The organism is Autumnicola tepida, from assembly GCF_031846485.1.
Lineage (GTDB): Bacteria > Bacteroidota > Bacteroidia > Flavobacteriales > Flavobacteriaceae > Autumnicola > Autumnicola tepida.
Window position 1 is genome coordinate 122,059 of the sequence record NZ_JAVRHQ010000011.1, and the last position, 17,568, is coordinate 139,626.

17 protein-coding genes and 1 riboswitch are annotated in these 17,568 nt (G+C 41.2%); of the genes, 4 read left to right on the forward strand and 13 right to left on the reverse strand.

What is annotated here, in order from left to right; translation table 11 throughout:
• From RM553_RS10700 to RM553_RS10730, 7 genes are all read right to left on the reverse strand, one after another.
• Nucleotides 1-1,146, reverse strand: coding sequence for a serine hydrolase domain-containing protein (locus RM553_RS10700; RefSeq protein WP_311534915.1), 1,146 nt, complete (start codon nt 1,144-1,146; stop codon nt 1-3).
• Nucleotides 1,147-2,565: a DNA recombination protein RmuC gene (locus tag RM553_RS10705; RefSeq protein ID WP_311534916.1), complete on the reverse strand. Its 1,419-nt coding sequence runs from the start codon at nt 2,563-2,565 to the stop codon at nt 1,147-1,149. It lies immediately after the preceding gene.
• 67 nt (nt 2,566-2,632) lie between these two features.
• Nucleotides 2,633-3,424 (reverse strand): ABC transporter ATP-binding protein, encoded by a 792-nt coding sequence (locus RM553_RS10710; protein ID WP_311534917.1) that lies wholly within the window; start codon nt 3,422-3,424, stop codon nt 2,633-2,635.
• A complete protein-coding gene (locus RM553_RS10715; RefSeq protein ID WP_311534918.1) occupies nt 3,421-4,455 on the reverse strand; it encodes a FecCD family ABC transporter permease in 1,035 nt (344 codons plus the stop codon). The genes RM553_RS10710 and RM553_RS10715 overlap by 4 nt, the downstream gene beginning before the upstream one ends.
• An 81-nt stretch (nt 4,456-4,536) precedes the next feature.
• A complete protein-coding gene (locus RM553_RS10720; protein WP_311534919.1) occupies nt 4,537-4,977 on the reverse strand; it encodes a PIN domain-containing protein in 441 nt (146 codons plus the stop codon).
• A complete protein-coding gene (locus tag RM553_RS10725) occupies nt 4,977-5,177 on the reverse strand; it encodes a hypothetical protein (RefSeq protein WP_311534920.1) in 201 nt (66 codons plus the stop codon). The genes RM553_RS10720 and RM553_RS10725 overlap by 1 nt, the downstream gene beginning before the upstream one ends.
• 31 nt (nt 5,178-5,208) lie before the next feature.
• On the reverse strand, nt 5,209-6,348 hold the full coding sequence (locus RM553_RS10730) for an ABC transporter substrate-binding protein (protein ID WP_311534921.1): 1,140 nt from the start codon (nt 6,346-6,348) through the stop codon (nt 5,209-5,211).
• 70 nt (nt 6,349-6,418) lie between these two features.
• Nucleotides 6,419-6,703, forward strand: a riboswitch (cobalamin riboswitch).
• 31 nt (nt 6,704-6,734) lie between these two features.
• Between RM553_RS10730 and RM553_RS10735 the strand changes: the two genes are divergently transcribed.
• On the forward strand, nt 6,735-8,564 hold the full coding sequence (locus RM553_RS10735; protein ID WP_311534922.1) for a TonB-dependent receptor plug domain-containing protein: 1,830 nt from the start codon (nt 6,735-6,737) through the stop codon (nt 8,562-8,564).
• 5 nt (nt 8,565-8,569) lie between these two features.
• The gene (locus tag RM553_RS10740; protein ID WP_311534923.1) at nt 8,570-9,664 is read left to right on the forward strand and encodes a DUF5074 domain-containing protein; all 1,095 of its coding nucleotides are present in this window, start codon (nt 8,570-8,572) and stop codon (nt 9,662-9,664) included.
• A gap of 29 nt (nt 9,665-9,693) precedes the next feature.
• Here the strand turns inward: RM553_RS10740 and RM553_RS10745 are convergent, their stop codons facing one another.
• From RM553_RS10745 to RM553_RS10755, 3 genes are read right to left on the reverse strand one after another with little or no spacing between them, the layout of a single operon-like run.
• Nucleotides 9,694-10,698, reverse strand: coding sequence for an acyltransferase family protein (locus RM553_RS10745; RefSeq protein WP_311534924.1), 1,005 nt, complete (start codon nt 10,696-10,698; stop codon nt 9,694-9,696).
• 11 nt (nt 10,699-10,709) lie between these two features.
• Nucleotides 10,710-11,138, reverse strand: coding sequence for a DUF4268 domain-containing protein (locus tag RM553_RS10750; protein ID WP_311534925.1), 429 nt, complete (start codon nt 11,136-11,138; stop codon nt 10,710-10,712).
• A 34-nt stretch (nt 11,139-11,172) separates the two neighbouring features.
• The gene (locus RM553_RS10755; protein WP_311534926.1) at nt 11,173-11,841 is read right to left on the reverse strand and encodes a ZIP family metal transporter; all 669 of its coding nucleotides are present in this window, start codon (nt 11,839-11,841) and stop codon (nt 11,173-11,175) included.
• Between the two features lie 137 nt (nt 11,842-11,978).
• Here RM553_RS10755 and RM553_RS10760 point away from each other — a divergent pair, with 137 nt between their 5' ends.
• Entirely contained in the window at nt 11,979-13,142 is a 1,164-nt protein-coding gene (locus RM553_RS10760; protein ID WP_311534927.1) for a THUMP domain-containing class I SAM-dependent RNA methyltransferase, read from the forward strand.
• 347 nt (nt 13,143-13,489) lie between these two features.
• Here RM553_RS10760 and RM553_RS10765 read toward each other — a convergent pair whose 3' ends face one another.
• From RM553_RS10765 to rlmD, 3 genes are read right to left on the reverse strand one after another with little or no spacing between them, the layout of a single operon-like run.
• Nucleotides 13,490-14,215, reverse strand: coding sequence for a DUF6048 family protein (locus tag RM553_RS10765; RefSeq protein WP_311534928.1), 726 nt, complete (start codon nt 14,213-14,215; stop codon nt 13,490-13,492).
• Entirely contained in the window at nt 14,181-14,708 is a 528-nt protein-coding gene (locus tag RM553_RS10770) for a DUF6452 family protein (RefSeq protein ID WP_311534929.1), read from the reverse strand. Before RM553_RS10770 ends, RM553_RS10765 begins: the two co-directional genes overlap by 35 nt.
• A gap of 8 nt (nt 14,709-14,716) precedes the next feature.
• Nucleotides 14,717-16,126 (reverse strand): 23S rRNA (uracil(1939)-C(5))-methyltransferase RlmD, encoded by a 1,410-nt coding sequence (gene rlmD, locus RM553_RS10775; RefSeq protein ID WP_311534930.1) that lies wholly within the window; start codon nt 16,124-16,126, stop codon nt 14,717-14,719.
• Between the two features lie 170 nt (nt 16,127-16,296).
• Here rlmD and rocD point away from each other — a divergent pair, with 170 nt between their 5' ends.
• A complete protein-coding gene (gene rocD, locus RM553_RS10780; RefSeq protein ID WP_311534931.1) occupies nt 16,297-17,541 on the forward strand; it encodes an ornithine--oxo-acid transaminase in 1,245 nt (414 codons plus the stop codon).
• The last annotated feature ends 27 nt before the right edge of the window (nt 17,542-17,568 follow it).

The following is a 17,568-nucleotide window of genomic DNA, read 5'->3' on the forward strand; positions in this document are numbered from 1 at the left end:
CTAAATGTTTTTATAGAGAATTTGCATGAAGTCCTCTACTTTAGAAGGTTCCAGCCACCTGGTTACAATTACCAGATTATTCTTTTGATCCACAATTATAAAATTCCCACCAAACCCTGCAGCATAAAAGATATTCGCATTAATATTTTCCCATTGGCGAGGGCCGTCTGCATTAAGCCACCACATATAGCCATAATTGGGATTTGGGGTAGAGGGCTGTACAGTTTCTTTTATAAGTTCTGCGGAAATAAGCTCATGTCCATTCCAGTTGCCGTTGTTCATAAATAACAGCCCAAAGCGAGCCATATCTTTGGTATTTATAAACATGCCGCCGCCGGAATGCCCGCCGCCACTAACAGATTGAATTTTAAGGCCGTCTATGGTGGTCCAGGAATTATCGTAACCAAACCAGCGCCATTTTGTAGATGCGTCTATAGGATCCATAATTTCCTCTTTAAGGATCTTTGGCAGCGGTTTACGGAACACATTTAGCAGCGAATACGCCAGCACATTCACGCGAACATCATTGTATTTAAAATAGGTTCCAGGTTCGTGCAACTCTCTTCCCCGCCATTCGTCAATATTTTGATCAGATGGCGGCCGGTCGGCCCAGTCATAAGATCCCCAGAGTTCTCCGCTCCAGTCAGAATTTTGTTGTAACAAATGTTTCCAGGTGATCTTGCTGTTATGTGGCCCTTCAAAAGTATCGTCCCAAAGATATTCTCCAACCTTGTCATTTACATCGGTAATAAGATTTTGCTGCAGTGCAAGCAGTGCAGTGGTGGAGAGAAAGCTTTTGGTAACACTAAAAGTCATGTCCACCCTTTCTGTATCTCCCCATTCTGCCACAATGTAGCCATCTTTAAGAATGATGCCAGCCGGGCCGCCACGCCTTTTTGTGGGGCCTAAAATTTCGTGGTAAGGTTCGCTTTGAAATCCTTTTAAAATTGCCTGGCGTAGATCCCTGGACTCTGAATATTCATTGTTTTCAGCAAATTTAACTGCTTCTGAAAAGTTCAGGTTGTAAGTGGAAGCTTCTTTTTTCTCCCAATCCCCGCGCGGCGGAAAATAAATATCCTGCGCCATAAGAGGTAGGACAAAAAGGAAGAGGCTTAGTATACTAAATAACTTAATTTTATTTTTCATCTAATTAAGGCTGCTTGTATCATTAATATCATCATCAGGTTCAATTTTGGCTCTTTTAAGCCATTCTTGTGGAAGCTTCTGTTTCGGGGAAATACCAAGGCTTTCCAGTTTATCAATGTCCTTTATGAGGTTCTGCTGCCCGGTAAGCTTTTTCATCGCTCCGTTATAGGCCGTAGAAGTAGATTTTAGCCTGTTCCCCACCACTTCAAGTTCATCGAGCAGAATTTTGAATTTATGATAAAGCGAAGCTGCATGATTGGCAATTTCCAGCGCGTTTTGCTGTTGCTTCTCATTGCTCCATATGGTATCTATGGTGCGCAGTGTAGACAGCAGGGTAGTGGGGCTTACCAGCAGGATATTCTTTTGAAAGGCGGTATAGAAGAAGGAATTATCAAGCTCCTGGGCCAGATATAACGCAGGCTCTACTGGTACAAACATCAGCACAAAATCTGGCGAATCACCGCCATGCAAATCTTCGTATTTCTTGGCGCTTAATTGCAGGATATGATTGCTTAGGGATTTAAGATGATCTTTTAAATACCTGCTTCTTAAATTTTCATCTTCTTCATTTACGTACTTCTCATAAGCCGATAAGGAAACCTTGGAATCGATAATCATTTTCTTGTCGTTAGGAAGGTGAATAACCACATCGGGCAAAACCTTATTTCCTTCCTCATCTTTATACGCCTTCTGAATAAAATACTCCCGGTCTTTTTCCAGGCCCGATTTTTCAAGTACCCGTTCCAGGATTAATTCTCCCCAATTTCCCTGGGTTTTATTTTCGCCTTTAAGTGCGCGGGTAAGATTATTCGCCTCCTCGCTAATCTTTAAATTTTGTTCATTCAGGATCTTTAGATAATTGCCAAGTTCGGCATGGCGGGAAATAAAATCATCATTGTTTTTGCTGACTTTCTCTTCAAAAGTCCTGATTTTTTCCTGAAGCGGATTCAGGATATTCTGAATGTTTTCTTTGTTAAGGGAAGTGAATTTTTCAGACTTCTGTTCGAGGATTTTATTGGCGAGATTTTCAAACTGAACAGAGAACTTTTCCTGAAGGTTTTCCATCTCTTTTTTTTGCTCTCTTTGCCGCTCCAGGAGGTGGTCAAAATCGGCATTTTTTCGGGTAAGACTGGTGCTAAGAAGATCTTTTTCCCTGCGAAGTGCTTCCCGCTGCTTTTCTGTCTCTGCTAATTTTATTAGCAGGCTTTCTTTTGCTTCATTAAGATTGTTTTTGTAATCTGCTAAATTCTTGTTATTCAGTTCTTTTAATTCTTCTATATAAAGTGATTGTTGATTTAATTTCTCCTGAAGAAGGCCTTCATTTTTGCCGGTTTTCAGCCGTGATATCAGGCTTCCAAGGAAAATTCCGAGCAGAATGGCAAGTATAAAAATGACCGAAAAAAGGATAATTTCATTCATGCGGGAGAGGCTATTTCTTCCAAAGATAATTATTTGATTTTATCCTGTTAAGCTAAGGCCGTTTTAATTAGGATTTGATCCTGAAAGAAGCTGTTTCCGGGTCGAAGGAAATGATATCTGAAGGGAAAATTTCAGAAAAGGAACTTGATTTCAGCAATTCTTCTGGTGGTCCAAATTTTACTTTTCCGGGCTGCATCAAAATGATTTTATCACATAATTGAATGGCAAGATTTATTTCGTGTGAAGCAAAAACAATAGCCTTTTTTGTTTTCCTGGTGAGGTCCTTCAGCAATTTTAGAACGTAAGCTTTGTGATAGAGATCCAGGTGCGTGGTGGGTTCATCTAAAATAATCAGGGGAGTGTCCTGGGCTATTGCACGCGCAATAAGCACTTTTTGCATCTGCCCGTCACTAAGTTCATAGCATTTCCTGTCCTGGAGCGATTCAATATTTACCAGTTTTAATGATGAAATAATCTGCCTAAGGTCATTTTTGCCCAGTTTTCCAATCCAATTTGTGTAAGGCTGCCTCCCTAAAGCCACAAGTTCAAAAACGCTCAAATTCCTGGAAACAGGCTGCTCTGTAAGCACGAGGCTGATGAGTGAAGCCAGCTCCAGCGCATCTATTTTACCAATTTCAATATTATTGCAAAGTACCTTTCCTGCCAGCGGCTGCTGAATTCCGCTAAGTGTCCTTAAAAAAGTAGATTTTCCAATTCCGTTTACCCCAATAACCGCCACCAGCTCCCCGGCCTTTATTTCAATATCAATACCCGCAGCAATTAGCTGTTGTTGCGCTTTTTTCTGATAGCCAATGCTAAGCGCTTCCGTTTTTAAAATGGGGGTGGCAGTATCTTTCAAAACAGGAATTTTCTTTTTCTTACTAAAAGCCAGATTACCACCGGTGCACCTATCATGGAAGTAATGGCATTAATGGGCAGGGTGAATTCTTTTCCCGGCAATTGCGCTGCAATATCGCAGATAAGCATTAAAGCGGCGCCCGACAGGATTACAGCAGGAAGCAGGATCCTGTGATCGTTTACCGGCAGGATTTGCCGTACCAGGTGCGGCACCGCCAGCCCCACAAAAGCTATGGGGCCGGCAAAAGCGGTAATGCTGCCGGCTAGGATGCTGGTAGCCAGTATAATTTTAAATCGATTTCTCCTGATGCTTACCCCAAGGCTTTTAGCGTATTGTTCCCCTAAAAGCAGGGTATTCAGGTTTTTTATGCAGGAAATAGCCAAGGTTGTACCCAATACCCAGAATAAGGCCAGTATGCCCACCTCAGGCCACGAAAGGTTTCCCAGGCTGCCAAAAGACCAGAAGATGTACTGTTGCAGGTCTGCCGCCGGGCTAAAATAAGATAATACACTTACTACCGCTGCGGTAAGACTGGCAAACATTAGACCTATTATGAGGATGGCCATGGTGTCCCGCAACTTTAGCGATGCCAGCATAACTGCCATTAAAACAAGCAGGCTTCCCAGGCTGGAAGCGATTACCAGGCTCCATTTTGAGAGGAACAAAGCGGCAAATGTCCCACCAAAAACCGAGGCGCCCATTATCACCAGTGCCACTCCTAAACTCGCACCACTGCTAAGGCCTAAAACATAAGGCCCCGCCAGGGGGTTTCGAAAGAGGGTTTGCATGAGCATCCCGCTAATCGCTAAACCCGAGCCTGTAATTACAGCTGTAAAAGCTTTTGGCAGGCGGTATTGCAGCACTATATAACGATAGGTTTCCCTGGTAATCTCACCATGAAAAATAGAACCGAAAATGTCTTTAACAGGAATATTTACGGAACCAAGGCTAATGTTTAAAAATAGAAGGAGGATCACTCCGATAAAGAGAAGAATAAGAAGGATACGGTATTTCGTTGAATTCTGATGCAAAAGATACCAATGAACTGGTTAGATATTTTTTGAGAAGCGAAATTACAGTTTTTATCCTTAAGAGGGAATCCTGCAAGGGGATTACTTTTTGTCTCGAATTTCTTCTAAAAGTTTAGTATTTAAAATTGAATTGTATCCTTTGCGTTGTAATCCTTGCATTAATTTTTTATCTCCTGTCCACAGAGGTGCGTTTAGCTGAAGGCCTAAAGCTATAAAAGGAATGTCGTAAGCGTCTACATCCTTGGCAAGTGCGGCGGCTTTTACCCAGTTAGACTGCTGAATGAATTCAGGGTTAATAAATTCGATTTTCTTGAGTAATGATATTTTCAGAAAATTAAGATCAGTTTCTGAGTAACCGGAAATCTGAAGTAGTTTTTGATGATGTTTTTCCAGTTCTTCAAGAAGAAAACCTGGAGAATAAAATTGAAAAATATCACCGGAATTTAATAAAATATCGCTTATGTCTCCTTCAGGATTTAAGATGCCACTAAAAACTATGTTAGTGTCAACTATTATGATCATTAAAGGAATCGATTATTATTTTTTTCCCACCAATCTGATTTGGATTTTTGAGCAAGTTCCTCAATCTGTTTTTCGCTGGCTTTACTTTTAGATGCTATTTCCCGGTATTTGATATAATCTATCATACGCTGTAGGCCTGGAAGGTATGTTCCTGCCGGGACTTTTATAAGTATTTCGTTATCTTTTTTTTCGATTTGCATAAACTAAAGATAAGTATTTTTTACAAGTTTGTTACTCTTCCAAAGCTTTAAAAAATGTTCTCTGGTAAGCTGGCATCAAATCGGGATGAAAGATTGAAATTAAATCTTTTAGAACAAGATCGGGCCGTTGGGGGCCCAGTTCGTAATATACCACTCCGCCGGTTGCTCCTTTTACCAGGCTTACGCTATACACATTGTTATTTTTTACGGCTTCAAACTGGCGGTAATGTTGGGAATCTGCAAAAAGTTCTTTGTAAGAAGTGAACTGGCCGGCGCTTATCCAGTAATCTGCATCCTGTGCTTCTGCCAGGACGCTTTCAAAAGAAAGGGCCATGCTGCCGCTTCCTTCGGTTTCAGCATAAACATAGTTGGCGTTGGCATCTTTAATAAATCGCGCAGTCCAGGAATTTCCGTAAGGCATGTACCACTGGTCTTTATACATGGAACCGCTTAAGACTTCTGGAGATTCTCTGGCGGTACTGGCCAATTCCGTGGCTTCCTTATAAGTCGTCGTGATCTGGTTGAAAATTATTTCCGCTTCCTGGTTTTTATTGAAAAATGCGCCGAAAAATTTGATCCATTCCGCTTTGCCCAGCGGACTTTCCTCTGTCCAGTCGCCATTATAGACCACCGGAATTCCGGTTTTCCTGATGGTTTCAAAAGCAGTATTATTGCCGTTAATTGCAAAGCCAATCACCACATCCGGCTGCAAATCGATCAAAACTTCAGTATTAAGATCTTCATTTTTCCCGAGTTCTTTTATTTCCCCGGCATCGATAAGTTTCCTGGTTTTTTCTGAAGAAATAAAGTCTAGGCCGGGAAAACCTTTGAGGGATGATTCTACTTCCAAAGTTTCCAAAGCGGGGATGTGGGTAGTGGAAGTGACCACAATCTGCTCTACAGGAATTTTTACTTTTTGGTCATACTCCAGGCCGGCAGGAATTTTAGCATCCTCTTCAGCTAAGAGGTAACGGAAATTTTCCTCGGCATTGGGCCAGGGAGTTTTTACTTCAACAATAGTGTAATGTTCAAAATTTTCAATTTCAAAACCAGTGGCATAATTTATCTCAAGTTTTTCTCCTTCAGATAAATAGGAGGATTTCTCTTTTTTTTCCGGGTTTTTACAGGCACTTAATGTTATTAGAAGTAAAAGGAAACTGATTTTCTTCAAAGGGAATGGTTTTAAAATCCAAAAGTAAGATTATTTAAAAATTTAAGCTGTCAACAAACATAAATGTTTATTTTCGCAAAGAATTTTTGGTTCGGTGCCGGAGTTTTTTCGGTACAGATTAAAAGGGAATCAGGAAGAAGTTAGAAGTGCGAAATTAGAAGTTAAAAGTTTTTACAACTTCGTACTTCACAATACTAACCTCTAACTTCAAAAAGCCTGAGCTGTTCCCGCAACTGTAAGCTTAGTCCCGTTGGGATGCTTGTTGTTATCACTTCAAAATACCACTGTTCGTAATGGATGGGAAGGTAAACAACAAGACGCAAGCCAGGAGACCTGCCAAAAGCAAACTTTAAAATCGAGGCTTTCGGGATAAAAGTCAGAGGCAGATGAAAAACACAAAATTTTACATTCTATTTCTGCTGTTGTTTTATGCTTTACCTGCATTGGCACAACAGGATTCCATCACTAAACTCGAAGAAGTTGTACTAAGCGATGTAAAGCTTATCAGGCATTCCCGAACACAGGAAATTTCGGTTTTAAACGATTCCACAATTGCCGAAAATGAGCCTTCTCTAACTTCTTTGTTAAAGTACAACACTCCAATCTTCTTTAAAGAAAATGGAGTGGGAGGTGTTTCTTCCCCTTCTTTCCGGGGTACAACAGCTTCTCAAACAGCGGTAGTCTGGAACGGGATCAATATTAATTCCCGGTTTAATGGCCAAACCGATTTTAATACGATCAATACCTCAAATTATAACAATATTACGGTCAGGGCAGGCGGGGGGAGCGTCCTCTATGGCAGTGGTGCCATTGGCGGTAGCATTCATCTCAATAATCGTTTTAGGTTTGACGGCGAATTTGATAATCGCCTGAGGCTGGAAACAGGAAGTTTTGATACCCATATTTTAAATTATTCAGCTGAGGCATCTTCAGAAAGGACCAGCGTTTATATCAACCTTTCCGGAATTGCATCTGAAAATGATTATGAATACCTGGGAACGGAAAAGCGCAATGAAAATGGTGATTTTTATAACACCAGTATGAGCGCGGGAATTGCGCATTGGCTGAACGAAAACAATATCCTGAAATTTTACAGCAATTTTTATAAAGGCGAACGTGGTTTCTCCGGGACACTTGCTGCTCCTTCCAATAGCAAATATGAAGATGTAAACAGTCGTAATTTGTTTGAATGGAAGGGCTTTTTCAACAATTTTATCTCTTCCCTAAAACTTGCTTACCTGGATGAAGCATATAAATATTTTGAAAACCGTAACAGTCAGAATTTTACTTATGGAAAAGCGGCCACTCAAATAGCCAAATATGACCTCACCTACGAGATAGCTCCCGGAATGAACCTGAATGCCCTCCTGGATTACAGAAATACAGATGGAAAAGGTTCTGATATTGCTGAGAATGTGAGAAATTTTGGTGCCTTCGCACTTTTATTCAATCATGACTTAGATAGGTTTTTTTATGAAGTAAGTGCCAGAAAAGAGGTGACCAACACCTATGAATCTCCATTGTTATATTCCCTTGGGGCAGGTTATAGCATGACTTCCTTTTATGAGGTGCGCCTCAATTTCTCAAGGAATTTCAGGATTCCAACGTATAATGACCTTTTCTGGGCTTCCGGTGGAAATCCAGATCTTGACCCGGAAACTTCCTACCAGGGAGAAATAAGCCAGAACCTTCTTTTTAGCGATTTTGAATTCAACGTAACTGCTTTTCTGATGAAAATTGATGATTTGCTTCGTTGGGTTCCAAATTCCCGTGGCACCTGGCGTCCTGAAAATACTGAAAGCGTAAAAAATTATGGATTGGAATTCCGCGGAAAATTTGAGAAAAATTATGGCGGGCACCACTTCAGTCTAAATACCAATTACAGCTATACAAAAACCAATGATGAGGTGCTGGATAAAGAGCTTATTTATACTCCGCGGCACAAGGGCACTGCTTCATTGGGATATACATATAATGATTTGTCACTTTTCTACCAGTTTCTTTATAACGGCAGTATTTACACCTCTTCAGATAATAATTATCAGCTAAAAGGCTACGGTGTTTCAAATGCGGGAATTGACTATAGTTTTGGGAAAAAGGATTTTCTCACTTTAGGGCTGGAAGTACGGAATATTTACAATAAAAGTTACCAAAGTTTACCATCCAGGCCAATGCCGGGACGGTCCTATAATTGTTCACTTAGTTTTAAATTTTAATAAATATGAAAATGAAGATCAAACAACTTTTTATTCCGGCTTTAGCCGCCCTTACTTTTTTTACGTCCTGTGAAAATGATGATGATATTAATGAGACGCCTGTAGCAGAGGGAGACTATGCCAGTGGTGTTTTTGTTTTAAATGAAGGAGTCTGGAACTCTGGAAATAGTACAGTTTCTTTTTTAGATGAAGAAACCGGCACCGTGGTTAAAAATGTTTTTGCAGATGAAAATTCCGGTGCGGCCCTTGGAGATACGGGGCAGAGTATGGGCTTCTATGGAGATTATGCGTTTATAATGGTAAATGTATCCAATACCCTTGAAGTTGTGGATAGAAACACCTTTAAATCTGTTGCAACTATTGATGAGGGAATTCAGAATCCGAGGTACATTGCTTTTGCTGAAAGCAGGGCCTATGTTACCAACTGGGGAGATGCGACAAATCCAGATGATGACTATGTGGCTGTGATTGACCTGGAAAGTTTTACTGTTTTAGAAACTATTAGTGTTGAAGAAGGCCCTGAAGAAATCCTGGAAGAGAATGGAAACTTGTATATAGCTCTTTCGGGCGGCTATTCTGTAAATAATAAAATTACTGTAATAGATGCTTCAGCTAATGAAGTTACAACAACCATAAACGTGGGCATAAGCCCGGGCTCTATGGAGATTGAAGACGGGGCCCTTTGGGTTGCCGTGGCAGGAATGGGTTCTTATCCCGATCCTGAAGCCGAATCGGCAGGTAAAATTATAAAAATTGACCTTGGTTCTAATGATATAGTAGCGGAATTTGCTTTTCCAAATGCTACAGATCATCCTGGTAATCTGGATATTGAAAATGATATGGTATATTATACGCTGGGCTCTTCTGTATACACCTTTAGCGAAGATGCCACTACATTGCCGGAAATTGCTTTTGTGGAATTAGCTGAAGTCGCTTCCCTTTATGGTTTTGAAGTTGAAAATGGTAAAATCTATGCCGCTTCAGCCAATGCTGATTTTACCGGAGACGGAGATCTGTTTATCTACAGCACTGCAGATGGGAGCCTGTTGAATTCCTATGAAGTTGGGATTAATCCTAATGGAGTGTACTTCAACGATTAAATTTATTTACAGCCTTTTATCTCCTGAAATCAAACTTTCCTGAAATACTTTTTCAGCTTCAGGAAATGCTTTTCATATAAATGGTAAGAAAGAAAAGCAACTATAAGTAAGAAAATGAATTCCAGGAGCATGCTTAGTGCCCTGGAGTGCAGGCTTAAAAATTTGTTGAAGAACACAATAACAAAGCCGCTGTAAACATATAGCCCGTACGTATATTTTCCCAGGTATTCGCTAAGCCTGAAAATATGCGTACGGGCTAATTTTTTTCCAAAATATGTAATGCTGAAGATAAGCAACACAAAAAACAGGGATAACAGCAGGTTAAATAGAATGGGGATTCTTACTGTTGGGAACAGCAAAATAAAAGAAAGAAGCAGGCCGGGCAGTAGAATTCTCTTTTTTATGTTAATTCTTCCCAGGTAAAACAGGTAACCGGCGGCCATTCCGAAAGCGAAATTAACCAGGTGCAGCAATACGCTCTTATAGCGTTCCCAGCCAAAATAATCTTCAGAAATCATAAAAACCACGTAAACCAGCAGCAAAAAGCTAATGATATACCAGAAATGTTTCCTGAAAGAGAGGCTCAGCAATAAGAAAAGCAGGTAAAACTGCTCTTCCACGGCAATAGACCATAAAAACTTCAGCGGTAAGAGATATTGACTATTATCGTAGTTGGAAAGAAAGGTCCAGAAGTAAAATTCCTTTTCAGGCAGGGTGATTGCAACGCCGGCTTTTTCAGCTAAAAAAGGAAGGAGCACAAAACTGAAGAAAACCACCAGGTAGTATAAAGGAAAAATCCGGAGTACCCGGCGCAGAAAGAAATTTTTACGGGAAAATTCCCCTGTTTTTTCAATTTCAGTAAATGCGAGATAAGTAAGCAGGAAACTGGAAAGCACGAAGAAAAAATCCACTCCCAAAAATCCAAAAAAGAAGGCTTCTGAAGAATGAAAAAGGAAGACCATTAAGAATGCCGCGAACCTTAGGCTGTCCAGGCCATAAATTCTTCTTTTCTCTCTTTGTTTAAGCTGGTTCAAATACTAAATTTTCAGGATTTTATAAAATCTTTAAAATCGGTGAAGAATTCTTCCATTTTCAGCATATTTTCTACGAAAAACCGTTCAACCTCAGGCCAGTGGTCTTTGTTATGGATGCTTACCCCATCCAGCTGCACATAAACGCGCGAAATGATCTTCCCTTCAGGAAGTTCATAGTTTTCATCAAAAATGGCATCAGGTAAATATTCAGCAAGAAGAATTTTCTTCAGCGAAAGCATCTTTTCGAAATAATAAGCCCGGATTACTTCATCCTGCGAACTCACATCCATAGAAACCTGTGCCATTTTTCTGGTAAAAGTAAACTTCAGCTGGATTTCCTTAATTTTCGTGTTATACAGGATCCATTTATGCGGAAAATTTTTTCCGAAGCCTGTCCAAAATTCCTGTGTAAGCTTTTTTGATTCTTCTCTGCTGAACATTGTTCTTGAGTTTTCTGTTTTCTGCCATGCCCGGTTAAATGAAATAGGCCAGCAGGATTCCCAGGATGATTACTGCCAGTTTTGAGATATTAAAACTATGGTTTTTAGCCGATTCAAATAAAATGGTGGTGGAAACATGTAGAAAAATTCCGATTACCACCGCGTTTATTGGGGCTGAATACTGCTGAAGAAATTCAAAATTTTCCTGAAGCCAGCTGCCCAAGGGTGTCATAAGGGCGAAAAATGTCAAAAACAAGAAGATAGCCAGTTTACTCATTTTCGAGCGCATCAGGAAAACCGATAATATGGCCGCCACGGGGATTTTATGGATTACCACCCCGTGCAGCAGGTGGCCATGGTCATGTATAGGGAAACCCTCCAGCAACGCGTGCAGGCTTAAACTTGTTAGGAGCAAAAACGGGAATTTTCCAGCCTCTTCCTGGTGATGCATATGGCCATGCTCCACTCCTTTGGAAACAAATTCCAGCACAATTTGCAAGAGAAGGCCAAGCATGATAAAAATACCAATATTGGCACTGCTGCTCTGGTAAACCTCAGGCAGCAATTCAAAAACCGTTACCGATAGCAGGTAAGCCCCACTGAAGGATAGCAACAGTTTAAAGCCTGCGGAACTCCCAGGCTTTAGAAACAGAGAAATAACATAACCCGCAAGAACAGAAAGCAAGGGTAAAATATAGATCATTTCTGGCAGCGGATTTTTTTGTTTTAGCTTTAGGCTTTAAATTCACTTCTAACTTCACATCTTCACATCTTCACATCTTCACATCTTTCAATAACGGCCAAAATTAATGTATTTTTGCGGTTCTCTAAAAACGTGATATGGGAAATAATTTTAAAATGATCGCCAAGACCATGTTTGGTTTCGAACCTATTCTTGCAAAAGAACTTATGGCTTTAGGCGCTATGGATGTAAAGGAAGGAACACGTAACGTGAGTTTTGTGGGCGATAACGGCTTTATGTACAAGGCGAATTTGTGCCTTCGTACCGCGATTAAAATCCTGAAGCCCTATAAAAGCTTTAAAATATATTCTGAAGAAGATCTCTATAAAAGCATATATGCTTTGCCCTGGGAGGATTTTATGGATGTGAATGATACACTGGCCGTAGATGCCACAGTACATTCCGATACTTTCACCCATTCCAAATATATTTCCCTTAAAACCAAAGATGCCATTGTAGACCGGTTTCGGGATAAATTTGGAAAGCGGCCAGATGTAGACCTGGATTTTCCCACGTTAAGGTTGAATATTCATATTGAGAAAAATACCTGCAATGTAAGTTTCGACAGTTCGGGACAGTCTTTGCACAAGCGGGGTTATAAAACCGCCACCAATATCGCCCCCATCAACGAAGTGCTTGCCGCGGGAATGTTGCTGCATTCCGGCTGGAACGGGCAGAGCGATTTCCTGGACCCCATGTGCGGGAGCGGGACTATTCTTATTGAAGCGGCAATGATTGCCTGTAATATTCCGCCGAACCTTAACCGCAAGGAATTTGCTTTTGAAAGGTGGAAAGACTGGGATCCAGATCTTTTTGAGAAAATTGAAGCATCTGTGATGAAGAAAATCAGGGATTTTCATTTTACCCTTAAGGGCTATGACACTTCACCTTCCGCAGTGCATAAGGCCATCGATAATGTGAAAAATGCCAACCTTTCTGAATTTATTAAAATTGAAAGGCAGGATTTCTTTGAAAGCGAAAAAGAGAACGAGCGGCATTTGCACATGGTTTTTAATCCGCCGTACGGGGAGCGACTGGAAATTGATATGCCGAAATTTTACAAAAGAATTGGCGATACGCTGAAGCAAAGCTACCCCGGCACCCAGGCATGGTTTATCACCTCTAATCTTGAAGCAGTTAAAAATGTAGGATTAAGACCTTCAAGAAAAATTAAGATGTACAACGGCGCGTTGGAATCCCGCTTGCTGAAGTACGAAATTTACGAGGGAAGCAAGAAAGGGAGAAGCGAGGGACGAAGTTAGAAGTTGGAAGTTTGAAATACGAATTTAGAACTTAGGTTCGGAATCGATTACCAACTTTAGGGAAATTTCTGCGCTATCTGCGAATTCTGTCGGAGCAATGTGGTGAAAAGCGAAGGAAAGTAACAGTTTTTTAGTGAAATTCAAAATTTAGAATTCATCATTCAAAATAATTTCTGCGCTAATCTGCGAATGCTGCGGGAAGAAAGAGGAAGTACGAAGTTAGAAATTAGAAGTTAGAATTTTAAAGTACGAAGTTGGGAGTTAACAGCAGAAATTCTGCCGAAACAGAAAACTTCAAAACCTGAAACTTTAAACTTTTCTACCGTCTACCGTCTATTGTCTAACGGCTATTTTTTATAAAGTGGTAGCAGATATGAAATAGTATACCCAAAACCTACTCCAAAACTGCTGTCATCATAGGTCCTGTTAAAGCCGGGAATGCTGAGATTGTCAAAATTTGGAGGGGTACTTTGGCCAATCCGCCTTTTAAGCTGCACATTGGCAGAGAGAAAAAGATTATTGAGAACTTCCACTTTTATGCCCGCAATAAGCTCGATCCAGTTAGCGGTAAGGCCGGTGGTTTCGCCATCTTCGGGAGTGCGTACATCAGGTTCAAAATAGGAGGTGGTGGTATATATGGTATATTCCTCAAGGTCCTGTGAAAAAGTGGCAAACCCGTAACGCAGGCCCACAAAGATGCTGTTTTGCATGTCCAGCCAGTTTTCATAGGCATTATAATCGCCTCCCACTTTTATATAGCTTCCGGTTGAAGTGGCTGTAATAAGGCCTTCAGCAAAAGTTATCTTTTCATTCCCAATTTCAGCAGCGGCATAGAAATTTTTATAAACCCGGTAATCCCCCACAATTTCCAAGCCGCTGTAATCATCCTGTAAGGCAGTCCGCAGCAATTTACTCAGGTCTACCCCGGCGCGCAATCCGAACTTTTGTTTATACTGAACGCTGTCTGGAACTGAAGGGGGCGGAATCTCCTGTTCCTGTGCCTGCAAATTTCCGAAGAAAAGCAAAAGCAGTAGCAGATTAGTAATATAAAGAGAGGTGTGCTTCAGTTTCATTGGTAACTTCTTCTTGTTCAATTTGGTAGGCCTGTATCCATGCTCCATCCTCTCCGGCTTCAGTTTCAACATCCAGTTCAGAATAGTTAATCTTGAAAGAGCAGGCCCTGTTGAGGTATTCCTGGTCCCTTATATAACTAAAAGTAAGGGTGTCGGTATTGTTTTGCTCCACAGGACTATCAGGATCTATATCGTCCCCTTCAGCATAGTTAAAGGTAAATTCGTAGGAGGTAACATCGGCATCTGTCCTTAATGGAATGGCGAGGCTATCGGTATTAAACAAATCGTTTGTATAAACCGTGGTATCGCCAACAGCCTTTATCTGCAAATTGGTTGGGGATTGGAAAGTAACCCTGTCATCAACATCATAAAACCGAATGATGAGCAGGGAAGTGGTTTGGGTGCTTTCCGGGCAAATATCATCCCTCTGGCAACCGCTAAAAGCCACTAACATCAGCAGCAAGCCAAAAAACAACCTATTTCTGAAAATCATGTGTTTCATTATCTTTTTTCAAGGCAAACCACATTTTCAACGTGGAAAGTTTGGGGGAACATATCTATAGGCTGCACCCTGGTTACTTTATAATATTGGTCCAGCATTTCCAAATCCCTCGCCTGGGTGGCAGAATTGCAACTTACGTAAACAATCTTTTCCGGCAAGATAGCAATTATCTGGGCCACCACATCTTTATGCATCCCGTCCCGTGGGGGATCGGTAATTATAACGTCGGGATGGCCGTTTTTATTGATAAAATCGCGGGTAAACACTTTTCGCATATCCCCGGCAAAAAATTCTGTATTTTCAATATTGTTCCTTTTGGCATTTTCCTTCGCGTCTTCAATCGCTTCCGGAACTGCTTCAACCCCAATGACTTTTTTCGCCTTAGCGGCGACAAACTGGGCAATGGTGCCGGTGCCTGTGTACAAATCGTACACCACTTCATCTCCCTGTAAATTAGCAAAATCGCGGGTTATTTTATATAATTCGTATGCCTGGGCAGAGTTGGTCTGGTAAAAGGACTTGGCGTTAATTTTAAATTTAAGCCCTTCCATTTCTTCAAAAATATGGTCGCGGCCATGGTAGCAAATCACTTCCTGGTCGTAAATGGTGTCGTTTCCTTTGGAATTTACCACGTATTGCAGGGAGGTGATTTCGGGAAATTCTGCCATAATATTATCAAGCAGCAATTCCCGATTTTCTATATTTTCTTCAAAAAGCTGAAGCAGTACCATAATTTCACCGGTAGAGGAGGTGCGTATCATAAGTGTTCGCAAAAACCCTGCTTGCTCCCTTGCATTGAAAAAAGGCATGTTATTTTCAGTAGCAAAAATCTTTACGAAATTCCTGATGGCATTGCTGGGGTCTTCCTGTAAATGGCATTTTTTAATGTCCAGGATCTTGTCCCACATTCCCGGGATGTGAAAACCAAGGGCGTTTTTGTTTTCAATATCTTCCCCGCTTTTTATTTCCTTCATCGTAAGCCAGCGGCTGTCACTAAAAGAAAATTCCATTTTGTTACGGTAAAAATAAATTTCCCTGGAGCCCAGGATAGGAGTAATTTCAGGAAGTTCAATTTTGCCAATGCGGCGCAGGTTGTTTTCTACTTCCTGCTGCTTGTACTCCAGCTGGAATTTGTAGTCCATAAACTGCCATTTACAGCCTCCGCAGGTGCCAAAATGCTGGCACACCGGCTCCACCCGTTTGGGAGAAAGCTCATGAAAATTCACTGCGGTTCCCTGGTAATAGGATTTCCGTTTTTTCACGGTCTGGATATCGGCAACATCACCGGGTACCGCGTTATTGATAAAAATCACTTTTCCGTCCGGCGCTTTGGCAATACTTTTACCTTTGGCGCCTGCATCAAGCACTTCTACTGCTTCAAAAAGCTTGTTTTTTTTCTTTCTGGCCATAGCGCAAAAATAGGATAATTGGCAAGATTTAATAGGGCTGGCCTTGAAAATTTCAGTAAACATTTAGTAATTTGCGAAAAATGGAAAAAGGGATGATTTCTCTCCAATACCGCGGATTTTAGAGCGGGACAAGAAGGAATTGCAGAAGTGAAAAGAATAAAATTTTTGAAATGTCATTAACACAAATCAAGTCTTCAGAAGAGGCTATTCAACTGGAAGATAAACACGGAGCTCATAATTACCACCCGCTACCTGCCGTTTTAAGCAAGGGCGAAGGCGTGCATGTATGGGATGTGGAAGGGAAGAAGTACTACGATTTCCTTTCGGCTTATTCCGCGGTAAACCAGGGGCATTGCCATCCAAAAATCATAGAGGCGTTAAATAAACAGGCCGCCACGCTAACCTTAACTTCCCGTGCATTTCATAATGACGTGCTTGGGCCTTTTGAAAAATACGCTACCGAATATTTTGGTTTCGATAAGCTGTTGCCAATGAATACAGGTGCCGAGGCTGTGGAAACAGCAATTAAACTGGCCAGGAAGTGGGCTTACGAAACCAAGGGTGTGAAAGAAACCGAGGCGCAGATTGTGGTGTGCGAAAATAATTTCCACGGAAGGACCACCACTATTATTTCCTTCTCCAATGATGAGGATGCCCGTAAAAACTTTGGCCCATATACTCCGGGCTTTTTAAAAATTCCTTACGACGATGTGGACGCGCTGGAAAAAGTGCTGGAAGAAAATGATAATATTGCCGGCTTTCTTGTGGAGCCTATACAGGGCGAAGCAGGAGTATATGTGCCATCTGAAGGTTTCCTGAGAAGAACTAAAGAGCTTTGCGAAAAACATAACGTGCTTTTTATTGCTGATGAGGTACAAACCGGGATTGCCCGTACCGGCCAATTACTGGCTGTAGACCATGAAGAGGTAAGGCCGGATATCCTTATTCTGGGGAAAGCAATTTCGGGAGGGGTTTATCCCGTATCTGCTGTTCTGGCTAATAATAACGTGATGGACGTGATCAAGCCCGGGCAGCACGGCTCTACTTTTGGAGGAAACCCACTGGCCTGTGCTGTGGCTCACGCTGCTTTAGAGGTTATTAAAGACGAAAACCTTGCTGAAAACGCTGAAAAACTGGGAGGTTTGTTCAGAAGGCTGCTGGATGATTATATCAGGAATTCCAGTATCGTGGAATCGGTGCGCGGTAAAGGTTTGCTGAATGCCATTTTAATTAACGATTCGCCTGAAAGTACCACCGCATGGGATATTTGTGTGGCATTGAAGGAAAACGGACTCCTGGCAAAACCTACCCACGGAAATATTATCCGGTTTGCGCCTCCACTTGTAATGAATGAGGAGCAACTAAAAGATTGCGTGGATATTATAATTTCCACACTAAAGGAATTTGAGAAGTAAAATCTTCTAAATTTTAAATTTAAAAAA